Here is a 14,268-nt window from a genome sequence, read left to right as displayed (position 1 = left end):
AGGACAATGAAGTAATGACTTTGTCCTAGCGCAATATACGTAGGTTTAAACTGACTACGTAACTTAACGTTCCAAATGATTAATTAACGACGTGTTCTTCTTGAGCGACGGTCTTCTCGGTTACGAATAAAACTTGGAATATCATCATCAGCAGTTGTACTATGACTTCTTCCAGATTCTGATTCTTTTTCATGAGTTGGAATAGATGATGAACTTGTTCCGAAGCTTGATTCTTTAGTAGTTTGCTGTGATGCACTAGCACCAAATCCAGTATTACTTTGTTTACGCACTTGAGATGAAGGTTTATCTTCAAAGCCTGTCGCAATCACTGTCACAACAATCTCATCTTGCAATTCCGGATTAATCACCGTACCAAAAATCATATTAACATCTTCATCAGCTGCATCCTGAACGATATCTGCCGCTTCTTGAGCTTCAAATAATGATAATGACTCGCCGCCAGTAATATTCATAAGCACACCTTGTGCACCTACGATTGATGTTTCTAATAGAGGAGAAGAAATTGCTTTTTTAGCTGCTTCTACTGCTCTGTTTTCTCCAGATGATACACCAATACCCATTAAAGCAGATCCTTGGTTTGACATGATTGTTTTAACGTCAGCAAAGTCAAGGTTAACTTCACCTGACACAGCGATTAAGTCTGAAATACCTTGTACACCTTGACGTAAAACGTTATCCGCTTCCTTGAAAGCTTCCATCATCGGTGTAGACTTATCAACAATATCAAGTAAACGATCATTAGGAATCACAATTAATGTATCTACTGCAGCTTTCATTGATTCTACGCCTGCAGCAGCTTGCGTTTGACGCTTGCGACCTTCAAAACTGAATGGACGTGTTACAACACCAACAGTAAGTGCGCCCATTTCTTTCGCGATTTTGGCTACAACTGGTGCTGCACCTGTACCAGTACCGCCACCCATACCAGCAGTAACAAATACCATGTCTGCACCTTGAATGGCATCTTCAATCTGTTCGCGAGATTCTTCAGCAGCTTTTTTTCCAATTTCAGGGTTCGCACCAGCACCTAAGCCACGTGTTAATTTTTCCCCGATTTGAATTTTAGACTCAGCCTTTGATAAATTTAAAGCTTGCCCATCTGTGTTTATCGCTATAAATTCAACATTATTCATACCGTGGTCAATCATGCGGTTTACAGCATTGTTTCCGCCGCCACCGACACCGATTACTTTAAGTGTCGCTAAATGATTAAATCCTTGTTCAAATTCTAACATTTAATTTTCCTCCTAATCTTTGTAGCCAATCAATCAAACAGAGATTTCATTATCTTCTTGAATTTGCTTTCTTCTTGTTTTGGTTCATTCTCTTCAACTTCATGATTATCATATTCATCTTCCGAAGCATATTCGTCTACGTCATCAGTTTGCTTTTTAGGTTTTTTCTTGAAGAATGATTCAAAACCACCAACTTTTTGTTCATGACGTTTCGTATCATTTTCAATAACTTCTTCCTCTATGTCGTCGTAATCATGATTACTAATTGTAACATAATCTAACAACTCATCAAAAGCAATACTACTAGAAATTGTCGAAATTGCAGATGAATATTCCGGTTTTCTTACACCCATTTGTGAAGGTGTGTGAATTCTAACTTTTTCATTAACTAAATCTTGTAATAATTCTTTGACACCTAATAAATTAGCTGAACCACCAGTAACGACAAATCCACCGTTCACTTTTGTTAAATTCAACTCTTGTAAAACATCAAAGACTTCAAAAAAGATGTCTTCAACACGTGCTTCAATCGCATCGCTTAAATCTTTTTGCGTAAATTGCGTCGGTTCATCTTGGTCAAGCTGTTCAACTGTAAATACATCTTGTTCTGACGCAGAATCATAAAATGCATGTCCATATTGTTGTTTAATCTTTTCAGCTGACTCGTATGTAGTGTTTAAATACTGTGCAATGTCTTCAGTGATGTGACGTCCTGCCATCAAAACAACATCTGCATCAACAAGTTCACCGCGCTCATAGAAAGCAATTTGTGTGAGATCTTCACCAATATCTATCACACAAGCTCCAAGCTCTCTCTCAGTTGGTGTCAAAATAGAGCGATAATTGTATGAGTCAGAATAAACATCTAATACATCCACACCACAGGATTCAACGCACTTAATCATATTAATTAAAATAGATTTATGAATCGCAACAACCCCTGCATCGACATGTAACGAATGCCTTGCAACTAATTCTTTAGGGTCCGTTACCTCGTTATCACCATCAACTACAAAACGTATGGGAAATGTATTGACAACATCAGTATCTGAAACTGCATTTTTCTCTCGAATCCCCTCTAGAACTTCTTCAATATGTGAACCATTGATTTCAGTATCTTGATGAAATTCAAGTGCATTTGATTCATCAAAAACTTCGGTACCAACGATTGGTAACTTCAAAAAAACTTCTTTGATATCTACACCTGAAGCAATAGATGCTTTTTTAATTGTATCTTTTATTGCTTGTTTAGCGACATCGAAATCATCAATTAAGCCATTCTTAATACCATTTGTATAGGTTTGTCCTGTACCTATCACATTAATGCCATTGTGAAACTTTTCCCCAACGATAGCTTTTACGCTTGATGAGCCGATATCTATACTAACATAATAATGCTCTTCCATAGATAGGCACCTCCGACATTTTTTACATATCTACACTATTATAAGTTTACAATAACACACTATTAATGTGAACTATAAACGTAATGTTATTTCAACTTTTTTCTGCAATTTAATATAATTCTAATTTTTCACTTCATTCAAGTCATTTCAGTACTTTGATACATTTAGATTTATTTATCTTTTTCTTTAATTTTATTTAGAGCACTTTGCAATGCTTCTTTTGCTTCATTTGTTGAGGCAGAGCTCTTTTGTACATCTTGTGAACTAGCTGAGTTATTTTGTCCATCTTTAACATTGTTATATGGAATAAATGTCGCCCCAACTGATAAATCAATAAATCCCGACTCTTTTAAATGACCTGTTTCATCTTTATCAAGTGCTCGAGACATACTTGGATAGTATTTTAATTTTTGGTTGATTGAATTCATATTGCCTAATACTTCAATACCATCTCGCATAAACAATTGAATGAGTTGGCTTTGATCTTTTTGAGGTGCATAAACTATCTCTGAGATTTGTCCACGTATTTTGGAATCCATTTCACTCAATGTTTGAACTATTTTTCGTTTTTCTGAACTTTTAAAACCTGTTAGATACGGAGCCTCATTCGGTATATCTCCTTTGAAATCGCTAAGTACTTTGCCTGTTTCAAGTACAGGTACATTTTTGCCTTTTTCTGAAGTAACACCAACAATATCATATTCATTAACTTCAACTGTCAAACTATTGAATAAGCCCTTTTTAATATGCACAGATTGAATTAAATCATTTTGTTCGATTCTTTCTTTTGCCTTACCAGAATTATAGGCATAAATTCGCGGTTGCTGACTTATGTTTAACTTTTTTATCACTTCTTCTTTTGATACGTTGTGATTCCCTTCAACTGTAGCTGATGAAATTTTACTAATCGGCGTAAACATGTAAAGCACAATAAGCACTACTAAAAGAACAAGCGCAATCATCACGTTACGCTGCCTACGTCGACGCTTCAGTAATTGTTTTTTACGCTTTTCTTTAAGGTATTCATTATTAATTTGTGGAATATGTTCTTTCATAAGCTACACAACCTTTAATGTGATGGTAAATGCTTACGAAAAGCATTTATAAACATTTCGCCACGCTGTTCAAATGTATCATGTTGATCCCAACTTGCACATGCTGGTGATAATAAAACGACATCATTAGGTTCGATGACATCTTGAACTTTGTCTACTGCCTCCACAACATCTTTAGCTCTAATGACATATTTCCCTTGACTTTCGCCTAATTTCACGAACTTGTCTTGTGTTTCTCCAAATGTGACTAACACACGCACATTTTCCATATATGGTATTAGTTCATCAAATCCATTCCCACGATCCAAACCACCGCACAACCAAATGATCGGCTGTGTAAATGCACTTAATGCAAATTGAGTTGCTAACGTATTTGTTGCTTTAGAATCATTGTAATATTTATTTGTTTTATTATTACCAATATATTGGAGACGGTGTTCAATGCCTGAAAATGTTGTTAAAGACTGGATAATGGCATTCGTTGAAACACCGGCTAGTATTGCAGCTAATACAGACGCTAAAATATTTTCCAGGTTATGTTTACCCGGTAATACAATGTCATCTAAATGAATAATGCGCACACCATTATATACAATATAATCATTCTCTACGTATATCCCCTCGACCGGATATTCCGTCGAAAAATATAATACTTTTGCTTGAATTTGAGTCGTATCTATTAAATGACGTTGTTGATAATTAAAAATGAGGTAATCACTTTCTGTTTGATTTTCGTATATCCGTTTTTTAGCATTTTGATAATTTTCTAATGTTTCATGATAATCTAAATGTGCAGAGTATATATTTGTAATAATCGCAATGTGCGGTCTAAAATGTTGAATGCCTAATAATTGAAATGACGAAAGTTCAGTTATTAAATATTCGTTCGCTCTAACCTCTTGCGCTACTTTAGATGCCACATAGCCGATATTGCCGGCAAGACGTCCGACTTCTCTACTATTATCAAACATATCACCTAATAGTGATGTCACTGTCGTTTTGCCATTTGTACCTGTAATACCAATAATTGGTGCTTCAGATATTAAGTAGCTCAATTCTACCTCTGTCAAAATGGGCAAATCTCTCTTTTTCGCTTCTTGAATCAACGGCACAGTATAAGGTATGCCAGGGTTTTTAAAAATAATCGGTTTTTCATCTAACAGTGCAATTGGATGTGATCCACTTACGATTGTTATCCCCATTTCTTCTAAATCTTTAGCATGTGGGTCGTTTGATAAATCTTTACCGTCATTGACAGTCACCTCTGCACCTAGACGATGTAGTAATTTTGCTGATTCATAACCACTTTTGGCTAAACCGATAACGAGTACTTTTTTATCTTTAAGGCCCGTATAATTAATCAATTAGCTCACCCCAATCCATAATCCAATCAGACCTGTAATCAAGCCGACTGTCCAAAATACTGTAACAACTTTCCATTCGCTCCAACCTACAAGTTCAAAATGATGATGTAAAGGACTCATTTTAAAGACACGCTTGCCAATTAATTTAAACGAAGTCACTTGAATCATTACCGATAATGTTTCTAATACGAAAACTAGTCCAATGAGTAACAATGACAATTCTTGATTCAACATAATTGAAATAGTAGCAAAAATACCACCAAGCGCAAGACTTCCTGTATCTCCCATAAAGACTTTAGCAGGATTCAGATTATATGGTAAGAAGCCAGCAAGTGCAGCAATCATAATAATACAAAAGATACCAATTGCAGGTTGTTCGAGCACAAAACTCATAATGGCGTACATCGTAAACCCAATAATTGATAATCCTGTAGCCAATCCATCTAAACCATCTGTTAAATTAACCGCATTAGAGAAACCAACTTGCCAAAAAACAATAAATATCACATACGCAAAAGATAATGGAATGTGAACCTCGGTAAACGGTATATTAATATCCGTTGAAAAATCAAACGCATTAAAACCTTTTGAAACAATAAAGAAAATCACTGCAATCGCAATTTGCGCTAACAATTTTTGCTTACTCGTTAACCCTTGATTGTTTTTCTTAACTACTATTATATAGTCATCTATAAAACCAATTAAGCCAAAACCAATTGTTACAAAGAGTAGCAATAATAATGGACTAGCTGGCTCTACAAATATACTCGCTATCATCGTTGTAACAATTGCACCAATTAAAAATGTCAATCCTCCCATTGTTGGTGTACCTGTTTTTTTCATATGACTTTGAGGACCTTCTTCACGAATACTCTGGCCGAACTTCATCCTTTTTAATGTCGGTATCAAAATCGGCACTAAAACTGCTGTGATTACAAATGCGACAATTGCACTAATAATACCCATAATTTACTCCTTTTAATATTTTTTATTTAATCCAACTGCTTAAAACCTGAGCAGAAAGAAAAATGATTTAAACGCTCATGACATCATAAGAGGGTTCAAGTAGCTGGAGCATGACGCATTTTTCTAGAAAGCCGATAATCCATACTCCAGCACCCTCATTTATGAGCTATTTGTGTTTTCTGAATCAAGTTTTACTTGTATCTTTGTTTTCTTATCAATTGCTGTTTGACTCGTTACACTTTGAGACTTCACAAATCCATTTCCTTCAACTTCAACTTTAATATTAGTTAAAGATTCAAACGCTACAATATCATCTCGTGTCCAACCTGTCATATCTGGCATGGTTAAGTCGCCATTTGTTAATAGTAAAACATTACTGTTCGGTAATAAATCATGCGATGCGGCTGGCGATTGATTCACTACTTTATCACCATTTCCAATTACAACTGGGTTAAACTTTTTACCTTTCAACGTATCTTCCGCACTTTCTACACTCTTATTCTCTACATGAGGTACTGGATTGATAGTCGATTTCGTACTAATTTCATCACTACCAACATTTAAATATTGAAGTGTATTTTTCATAATTGAGGTAAATGCCATACCCGGTCCCAATTCGTATGCCTCTTGGTCATTTTTTTGAGCTAAACTCATACCTGAATATATCAATATTTTAGGGTTTTTACTCGGTGCATGACCAATAAAACTTACGAAATAAGGGTTAGGCCCTTGAACATATCCTCCGTTTTCAGGATCGGCAACTTGTGCAGTACCCGTTTTACCACCGATGCGGTATCCATCAATGCGGAAGTTTTTAGCATTACTGTCTTTACTATTAACAACTTGATCCAATTGGTCTAACACTTTATTTGCTGTTTTTTTAGTAATTGGCTTACCTACAACTTCACGCTTACCTTTGTAAAATGTTTTTTTAGTAATCGGATTATCCACAGATTCAACAAAATAAGGCTTAAGCATATTTCCTTCATTAAAGAAAGCAGACTGAGCTTGAATCATTTGTGCTGGTGTGACTGTAGTAGATTGTCCAAACGCTGATGTTTTTTGCATTAATTCATTTTCCCATGCGATATTCCCAGGTTGTTCACCATCATATAAACTTCCTGTTGTTTGTCCGAAACCAAATTTTTCATACCATGACTGCATTTTATCCGCACCAACAAGGTCTTGTAGTTTCATCATAAGCGTGTTCGATGAATAGATAAAACCTAGACCCATTTTGATTTCGCCCCAACCTTTTTTATTCCAGTCATAAATACGCGATCCTTGTATGTCACGATAACCTGATTGATATTTTCGATTAGGATCAAATGCCCCTTCTTGAATAGCAGCGGCTAAACCATAACTTTTAAATGTCGAACCTGGTTCATAAGTATTTTGGTACAAGTCGTTAGCCCACTTCTCACCAAAATTTTCACCTGTATCTGGATTAAACGTCGGACGCTGACTATATGCTAAAATTTCACCTGTTTTAGCATCCATAACAACAGTAAATAAATCTTTTGGTTTATAACGCTCAACCATTTTATCGAGAGCTTCCTCAACAAAAACTTGAATATTCGAATCAATAGTTAAGTGAACATCGTCTCCACGTTTTGGCGCTTGTTCATTTTTAGAATTCGGAACGATATACCCCCAAATATCTTGAACAAAAGAAGATTGTCCATTTTCACCAGCTAAGTAACTGTTGAATATTTTTTCAACACCTAATGCACCTTTAAGCTCCCCTGTATCCGGATCTTTTTGAGCCATTCCGATTAAGTGTGATGCAAAGTTCCCATTAGGATAAAAACGTTGGACTTCTGGATACATTGTAATACCAGGTAAATCCATTTTTTCGATTTTTTCTTTATCTTGATATGTTAAATTTTGACCCGCTTTTCCAAATTCAACTTGAAATGCCTTTTTAGTGTTTAGTCTTTTTTTGATACTCTCTTCTGACATATCTATCACTTTTGATAGCTCTTTTGCTGTTTTATTTTTATCTACGACATGCCTTGGTTCGTCAGTATCTTTACTTGCTCTTTTATCTATCACAGCAGCTAATCGGAAACGATCTACATCCTGAGCAAGAATTTTGCCATTACGATCATATATCGTTCCTCTATCTGCCTGTTCTTCTAAATTAGAAAGATATTTTTCATTTGCCTTAGCTATTAAATCCTGACCAGATGAGTGGCCTGTTAACATTACAAAACTATAACGTAAAACCAATAGAAAAAAGAGCAGTCCAAAAAAGCTAATCAGGAGGACTGCTCCTAGTTTATTTTTTTTAATTTTAATTTTTCGTTTCGCCATTATTACGCACTACCTTTACATTGTCGTTCTTTAGACTCATGCCTTGTTCTTCAGCTTTTTTATAGATGCGTTCATACGAAGAATTTTTCATAGTTTCAGATTTTAATGCGCTATTTTGACTTGATTGTTGCTCAATCTTGTAATCTAAATCAGCTATTTTACCTCGAGTATCATAAGCATCCATTTTCAAAGATAGCATATAGATACTTATAACTGCAATTAATGTAATAAGTGTTATGTATAGCATTTTTTCAAACTTAGTCAGTTTTACAACAACTTGCCTTTTTACTGTCCTCGTTTGAGTTTTTGGTTTTTGCTTTGGTTCAGTTTGTGGTTGTGTTTCTTGCCAATGATACGATTCATATACTTCTTCTACAGCCATCTCCTATTCTCGCCCCTTCACTTTAAAATTTCCGCCACTCTAAGTTTGGCACTTCTCGCTCGATTATTTTCTTCTAAATCTTCATGACTTGCTACAATTGGCTTTCGATTCACTCGTTTGAGCTTTGGTGTATAAGCTTCCGGCACAACAGGCAATCCTCTAGGAACATCCGGGCCTTTTTCATACTCTTGAAACATTTGCTTACACAAGCGATCTTCTAATGAGTGAAATGTAATGACTGAAATTCGTCCATGTACATGCACACGTTCAATCGCCTGTTCTAAAGAATCTTCAAAAGCTTTAAGTTCATCATTTACAGCAATGCGTATCGCTTGGAATATGCGTTTTGCTGGATGGCCACCTGTCCTTCTCGCCTTAGCTGGTATACCTTCTTTAATGCAATCAACTAAATCAAATGTTGTTGTGATGGGGCGTTCTTGACGCTTTGTTTCGATACGACGTGCAATTTGTTTTGAAAACTTCTCTTCACCATAACGAAAGAATATTTTTACCAACGCTTCATAGGACCATTCATTTACAACTTCGTAAGCTGACAATGGTTGGGTTTGATCCATTCTCATATCAAGCTTTGCATCATAATGATAGCTAAATCCCCTTTCAGGAACATCGAGTTGCGGGCTCGAAACGCCTAAGTCGTACAAAATACCATCCACTTTATCTATATTCAAATCATCCAAAACTTGATTCAAATCTCTAAAATTACGATGTACAAAAGTGACTTTATCACTATAATCTTTCAACTTTTCTTTCGCATGTTCAATCGCAGTCGTATCTTGATCGAATGCAATCAAACGACCTTGCTCTGAAAGTTGACTCAGTAGATATAACGAATGCCCCGCTCCACCTAACGTGCAATCGACATATATGCCGTCTGGATTAATATTAAGTTGATCGACGGTTTCTTTTAAAAGCACGCTAATGTGATGAAACACTGTTATCCCTCCAAATTAAAAATCAAAATCAATTAAATCTTCTGCAATTTCTTCAAAATTCTCTTCAGATTCATCATAAAAATGATTCCAAGTCGCACGATCCCAAATTTCTATCCGATTTGAAACACCGATTACTGTGCAGTCTTTGTCTAAGTTTGCGTATTCTCTTAGCTTACTTGGAATGTTAATTCTGCCTTGCTTATCTAGTTCTACTTCAATGGCCCCCGAGAAAAACATACGCATAAATTTACGGGCATCCCGTTTTGTCATAGGTAAGGTTTTCATTTTTTCTTCGATAGTTTGCCATTCTTCTAATGTGTAACCAAATAAACACTTGTCTAGGCCACGAGTGATAATAAAACGTTCATTAAGTTGATGTCTAAACTTCGACGGAACAATCATACGACCTTTAGTATCAAGTTTATTTTCAAATTCTCCCATGAACATTTTATTTCACCTCACCATATTTATAATTTACCACATCTCCCCACTATCCTCCACTAATTATGTAAAAATATTATAAACTTATCTTTTCAACTCAAAAAAAAGAACAGTTCGAATAAATTCGAACTGTTCTAAAAGCTTGGTATAACTACATTTGAATAACGATTTGGTTAAAAGTATATCGAAGTGGAGGAAAGGTGGAGGATACAAACAAATGCATCCCAAATTGATTTAATAATTGGAGGGGGTTCCATATTCTTTCTTGCAATCCTCCCATTGGATGTAATGTTTGGGTAAGCTGCGTGAAATGACGCATACTTATTTCACTTTCACGTTCAATATTACGTAAATATCGCTCTTTTAAATAACGATACTGATGCAATTGAATTTGATTATTCTTTTGAAGTAACCTTTCATTGTCTTCACTATCTGACATATTATTTTTAAGCTTCGTATAAAACTTTTGTTGCTGCTCTATCATTTGATCAATGTCATCCAACACTTGATCAGATGCCTTTGCACGTATAAACGCTTCTTTGACATCATCAATGCCGTCTAATATTATTTTTGAAGGAGAAACTTGATAGTCACTCAATAACTTACGCGCCTTAGACGTTACATAGGTCATACGCATGCGTGGTAACACAATAGGCATTTCAATACCAAACAAATGAAACACACCCTTAAGCTCTGCCCAATACTTAATTTCACTTGGTCCTCCTACAAAAGCCACCGTATTAAATAACCATTCTTGCATTAAAGGACGCGTTACGACATTATTAGAAAAACGATATGGCTCCTCTTCAATCAATCGATAGAGCTCTTCTGCAGTATAATTATCCTTAGATTTGCTTAATTTAAATACACCTTCATCAAATTTAAGTAATTGACGTTGCTGATCAGCTTCTAAAAACAAATGTGTATTTGAATCTGTTTCAATCATTCGATGAAGTCCTTGTTGCGCTGTTTGATTTTGCATCTCACGAAACGCTCTATCCACTTGGTCTCGTTTTTGAATCAATTGATGGAATATAGGCTTTTCTATTTCTCTTAATGCATCATATTGGGCCTCAATTAATAAGATACCTTTCGATTTAAAACACTCATGAATTAGCATTTTAAATAAATCCGTCCATTTTTCGGATAGTTCTATCATTTCCATTAATTGTGTATATAAAACTTTGGAGTGAGATGTTTCTGGAAGCATTTTAAAATACTGTTTCAGTACATTTTGTAATTCTTCTTTATCAGGGTAATAATGTGAAACTGATGTTTCTGGCGGCTCTAATGTATGATACTTAACTTTTTCTAAAGTTCCTTCTCTCTCTCTCATTACATACGTATGATTGACTTCATCAAAGTCATGATCTTCACCTGCGATCCAAAAAACAGGGACAACAGGCTGATGGAATGATGCTTCCAATTCATTCGCTTTAACAATCATCGAAATAATTTTATGAAATGTGTATAACGGGCCTGTAAACAAACCTGCTTGCTGCCCACCAATAACCACTTTTGCACCGTTCTCGAGCGCATCTAGTGCGCGCTTTTGTTCAGAAGTTAAATTCAAGTCTGACATATACTCACGTATCACTCTAGCTACTTCTTTTTCTCTGCCGTTGTTTGGGTGATCCATACGTTTTTCAAAACTTTTAGTACTATTAGGATCGTAATCATAAAATTGTAAAATAGATGTATCTTGATTGATTAACCTTGAAATAAACTCGTCTTTTTCATCTATTTTGATATTTAAACACTCCATGTTCAATTCTCCTTAAAGCGTATTCCTTATAAGTATAATTGTTCAATTACCGTCTGACAATTTAACGGCTTACTTCATTAATCGAAATAAATAAGTTATAATCATAGTAATATAAGTAAAGGGGGATTGAAATGACTAAAGTTAAACATTTGGATATCAACTACAAGACAGAGGAGCTTTTTGAAGACTTCCGAAAAAACTTTGGTAACAAAGATTTATATATGGTCGATGAATTGCACGGAGAAATGATTGATGCTAGCTCCGAATCTCCTTTTTATGGTATTTATGTTGGAGAAAAAATCGGAGCACGTATGGCCTTATATCGTAAAGGAGAGGTTGAAGAGACTTATTTCCCTGATTATGAAGATTATTTAGTCGTATGGAAATTAGAAGTTCTTGGCAAGTACCAAGGTAAGGGGTATGGCTCTAAACTATTAGATTTTGCTAAATCGTATCGTCTTCCAATTAAGGCAATTGCTAGATTCGAATCTAAAGACTTTTTTGTTAAAAATGGCTTTAAAGACCTTCAAGTTAAAAATGATGATGGCCATGACATATTAGTCTGGGATCCAAAGTAATCGATTAACATCAAAACTAATAGATTAAATAAGGTAAGACATAAATATTCAACGCACAAAGCTTAATATGATATGCCTTACCTTTTTGAATTACTTTTTCAAAATTTCAACTAATTCTTTAATGTGCGTAATTGTGTATGTCGGTTCAATACCTGAATGATTGTCTAGTTGTCTATGATTAAACCAACACGTATCAATGCCAGCATTAATACCGCCTTGAATATCAGAAGTCAGCGAATCTCCTACTATCATAAAATCTTTCTTAGTATATTCAGACATCACATTAAACACCTTATCAAAAAAAGCCACTTTAGGTTTTTGAACACCTAGTTCATCCGAGATAAAGATGTGTTGCATTTTTGACTTGATATTCATTTGATTTAAACGCTTATGTTGTGTTTCTTTCACACCATTTGTCACAATTGCCAATACAAATTGATGTTGTGTATAAGCGAGTAAATCCTCGACACCTTCAAGTAATTTGATAGGGGCATTCGCAAGACCCTCTCGAAATGTCATATCGGCCTTTTTACCATCTATAGACATATTATAATGCTTAAATGTCTCGATAAACCTAAAACTCAACACTTCTTCTCGAGACAATTCTCCACGCTGAAATGCTTCCCAATGTGCTTGATTAATCGCTTTGAATTGCTCATAATTATGTAAATGTTTTGGAACTTGATACTGATCCATTAAGTACGCATATGCTTTGATTTCTGCATCATGAAAATCAACAATCGTATCGTCAAAATCGAGTAGAATCACTTTGTAACTCATTATTTCATCTCCAACATATTTTAATATCGATTTAGTGTAACAAATAATATAAAATATGTCATTATAATTTATATGTAATATCATAGAAATACTATAAATAAGTCATATCAATTATCTTTTCAAACAAAAAAGGCCACAGCGCTTGCCATGGCCCAATTACATATTTATTATCCGAAGAAACCTGAGATTACGTCGATACCTTTTGCTACGATATCAGCAATTCCAAATCCCATATCTGTCCATTCACCGTTAAGTCCTGCTTCTACTGTAGTTTTGATTGCATTAATTAAATCTGCCATTTCTTACACCTCTATTCGCTTAATTTGATTTATTATAATTATCCAAAGAAACCTAAGATAACGTCGATACCTTTTGCTACGATATCAGCAATTCCAAATCCCATATCTGTCCATTCACCATTAAGTCCTGCTTCTACTGTAGTTTTGATTGCATTAATTAAATCTGACATTCTCTACACCCCTATTCGTTTAAGTTTAATTTACTGTAATTATCCAAAGAAACCTGAGATTGCTTCGATACCTTTTGCTACAATCTCAGCAATACCTAATCCCATATCTGCCCATTCACCGTTAAGTCCTGCTTCTACTGTAGTTTTGATTGCATCAATTAAACCTGACATCTAAATACACTCCTTAACTTTTATAATATACAAAACATTATGCAAATCTGTTTGCTTTGTTTTGTTAAATCTAATATATCGAACTTCGCAACTTATGTGTGATCTAGTTCTAAACTCGTCATTATTCGTACATAACTGTAAAAAATATTACTTTTATCGACGGTTATGATGCCTAAGTGTCGTATACAAGCCAATTACATCACATATAATAGTACGTAATCTGCCGTTACCCATTCTCTTATAGGAATAAAACGCTAATTCAAGTTAAAAAATATTTAATCCAGTGATATAAACCGATCTAATCATGACTATCAAAACTAGCAAATCCGTTTAAATCGGGATAGAGACTATGACATACATCCCAAA

The 14,268-nt window shown here is 34.9% G+C and carries 15 protein-coding genes; 1 reads left to right on the top strand and 14 read right to left on the bottom strand.

Annotated elements, in window-relative coordinates:
- Positions 1-83: 83 nt before the first annotated feature.
- The 10 genes from ftsZ to bshC form a co-directional block, all read right to left on the bottom strand.
- The gene (gene ftsZ / locus C7J90_RS07700) at positions 84-1,256 is read right to left on the bottom strand and encodes a cell division protein FtsZ (RefSeq protein WP_103208738.1); all 1,173 of its coding nucleotides are present in this window, start codon (positions 1,254-1,256) and stop codon (positions 84-86) included.
- A 29-nt stretch (positions 1,257-1,285) separates the two neighbouring features.
- Positions 1,286-2,662, bottom strand: a complete 1,377-nt coding sequence (gene ftsA, locus C7J90_RS07695) for a cell division protein FtsA (protein ID WP_103208736.1) — start codon at positions 2,660-2,662, stop codon at positions 1,286-1,288.
- A 170-nt stretch (positions 2,663-2,832) separates the two neighbouring features.
- Positions 2,833-3,717 (bottom strand): cell division protein FtsQ/DivIB, encoded by an 885-nt coding sequence (locus C7J90_RS07690; RefSeq protein WP_103208734.1) that lies wholly within the window; start codon positions 3,715-3,717, stop codon positions 2,833-2,835.
- Between the two features lie 14 nt (positions 3,718-3,731).
- A complete protein-coding gene (gene murD / locus C7J90_RS07685; RefSeq protein WP_103208732.1) occupies positions 3,732-5,081 on the bottom strand; it encodes a UDP-N-acetylmuramoyl-L-alanine--D-glutamate ligase in 1,350 nt (449 codons plus the stop codon).
- Positions 5,082-6,047, bottom strand: coding sequence for a phospho-N-acetylmuramoyl-pentapeptide-transferase (gene mraY / locus C7J90_RS07680; protein WP_103208729.1), 966 nt, complete (start codon positions 6,045-6,047; stop codon positions 5,082-5,084).
- A gap of 159 nt (positions 6,048-6,206) precedes the next feature.
- Positions 6,207-8,363, bottom strand: a complete 2,157-nt coding sequence (locus C7J90_RS07675) for a penicillin-binding protein (protein ID WP_103208727.1) — start codon at positions 8,361-8,363, stop codon at positions 6,207-6,209.
- Positions 8,344-8,745 carry a cell division protein FtsL gene (gene ftsL, locus C7J90_RS07670; protein WP_103208725.1) on the bottom strand — a complete coding sequence of 134 codons (402 nt, stop codon included), beginning with the start codon at positions 8,743-8,745 and terminating at the stop codon, positions 8,344-8,346. The genes C7J90_RS07675 and ftsL overlap by 20 nt, the downstream gene beginning before the upstream one ends.
- 17 nt (positions 8,746-8,762) lie before the next feature.
- The gene (gene rsmH, locus C7J90_RS07665; protein ID WP_103208723.1) at positions 8,763-9,698 is read right to left on the bottom strand and encodes a 16S rRNA (cytosine(1402)-N(4))-methyltransferase RsmH; all 936 of its coding nucleotides are present in this window, start codon (positions 9,696-9,698) and stop codon (positions 8,763-8,765) included.
- Between the two features lie 15 nt (positions 9,699-9,713).
- Complete coding sequence (gene mraZ / locus C7J90_RS07660) at positions 9,714-10,145, bottom strand: division/cell wall cluster transcriptional repressor MraZ (protein ID WP_103208721.1); 432 nt, start codon at positions 10,143-10,145, stop codon at positions 9,714-9,716.
- A 145-nt stretch (positions 10,146-10,290) separates the two neighbouring features.
- Positions 10,291-11,904, bottom strand: a complete 1,614-nt coding sequence (gene bshC / locus C7J90_RS07655) for a bacillithiol biosynthesis cysteine-adding enzyme BshC (RefSeq protein ID WP_103208719.1) — start codon at positions 11,902-11,904, stop codon at positions 10,291-10,293.
- Between the two features lie 131 nt (positions 11,905-12,035).
- Here bshC and C7J90_RS07650 point away from each other — a divergent pair, with 131 nt between their 5' ends.
- The gene (locus tag C7J90_RS07650) at positions 12,036-12,482 is read left to right on the top strand and encodes an N-acetyltransferase (protein WP_103208717.1); all 447 of its coding nucleotides are present in this window, start codon (positions 12,036-12,038) and stop codon (positions 12,480-12,482) included.
- Between the two features lie 90 nt (positions 12,483-12,572).
- Here the strand turns inward: C7J90_RS07650 and C7J90_RS07645 are convergent, their stop codons facing one another.
- The 4 genes from C7J90_RS07645 to C7J90_RS07630 form a co-directional block, all read right to left on the bottom strand.
- Positions 12,573-13,262 (bottom strand): YjjG family noncanonical pyrimidine nucleotidase, encoded by a 690-nt coding sequence (locus tag C7J90_RS07645; RefSeq protein WP_103208715.1) that lies wholly within the window; start codon positions 13,260-13,262, stop codon positions 12,573-12,575.
- A 167-nt stretch (positions 13,263-13,429) separates the two neighbouring features.
- Positions 13,430-13,561, bottom strand: coding sequence for a beta-class phenol-soluble modulin (locus C7J90_RS07640; protein WP_103210710.1), 132 nt, complete (start codon positions 13,559-13,561; stop codon positions 13,430-13,432).
- A 38-nt stretch (positions 13,562-13,599) separates the two neighbouring features.
- Positions 13,600-13,731 (bottom strand): beta-class phenol-soluble modulin, encoded by a 132-nt coding sequence (locus C7J90_RS07635; RefSeq protein WP_103210711.1) that lies wholly within the window; start codon positions 13,729-13,731, stop codon positions 13,600-13,602.
- 39 nt (positions 13,732-13,770) lie between these two features.
- Positions 13,771-13,902: a beta-class phenol-soluble modulin gene (locus C7J90_RS07630; RefSeq protein ID WP_103210713.1), complete on the bottom strand. Its 132-nt coding sequence runs from the start codon at positions 13,900-13,902 to the stop codon at positions 13,771-13,773.
- Positions 13,903-14,268 lie beyond the last annotated feature (366 nt).

Origin of the sequence: Staphylococcus felis (assembly GCF_003012915.1) — a bacterium.
Lineage (GTDB): Bacteria > Bacillota > Bacilli > Staphylococcales > Staphylococcaceae > Staphylococcus > Staphylococcus felis.
This window is presented reverse-complemented; position numbering and strand designations above follow the sequence as displayed.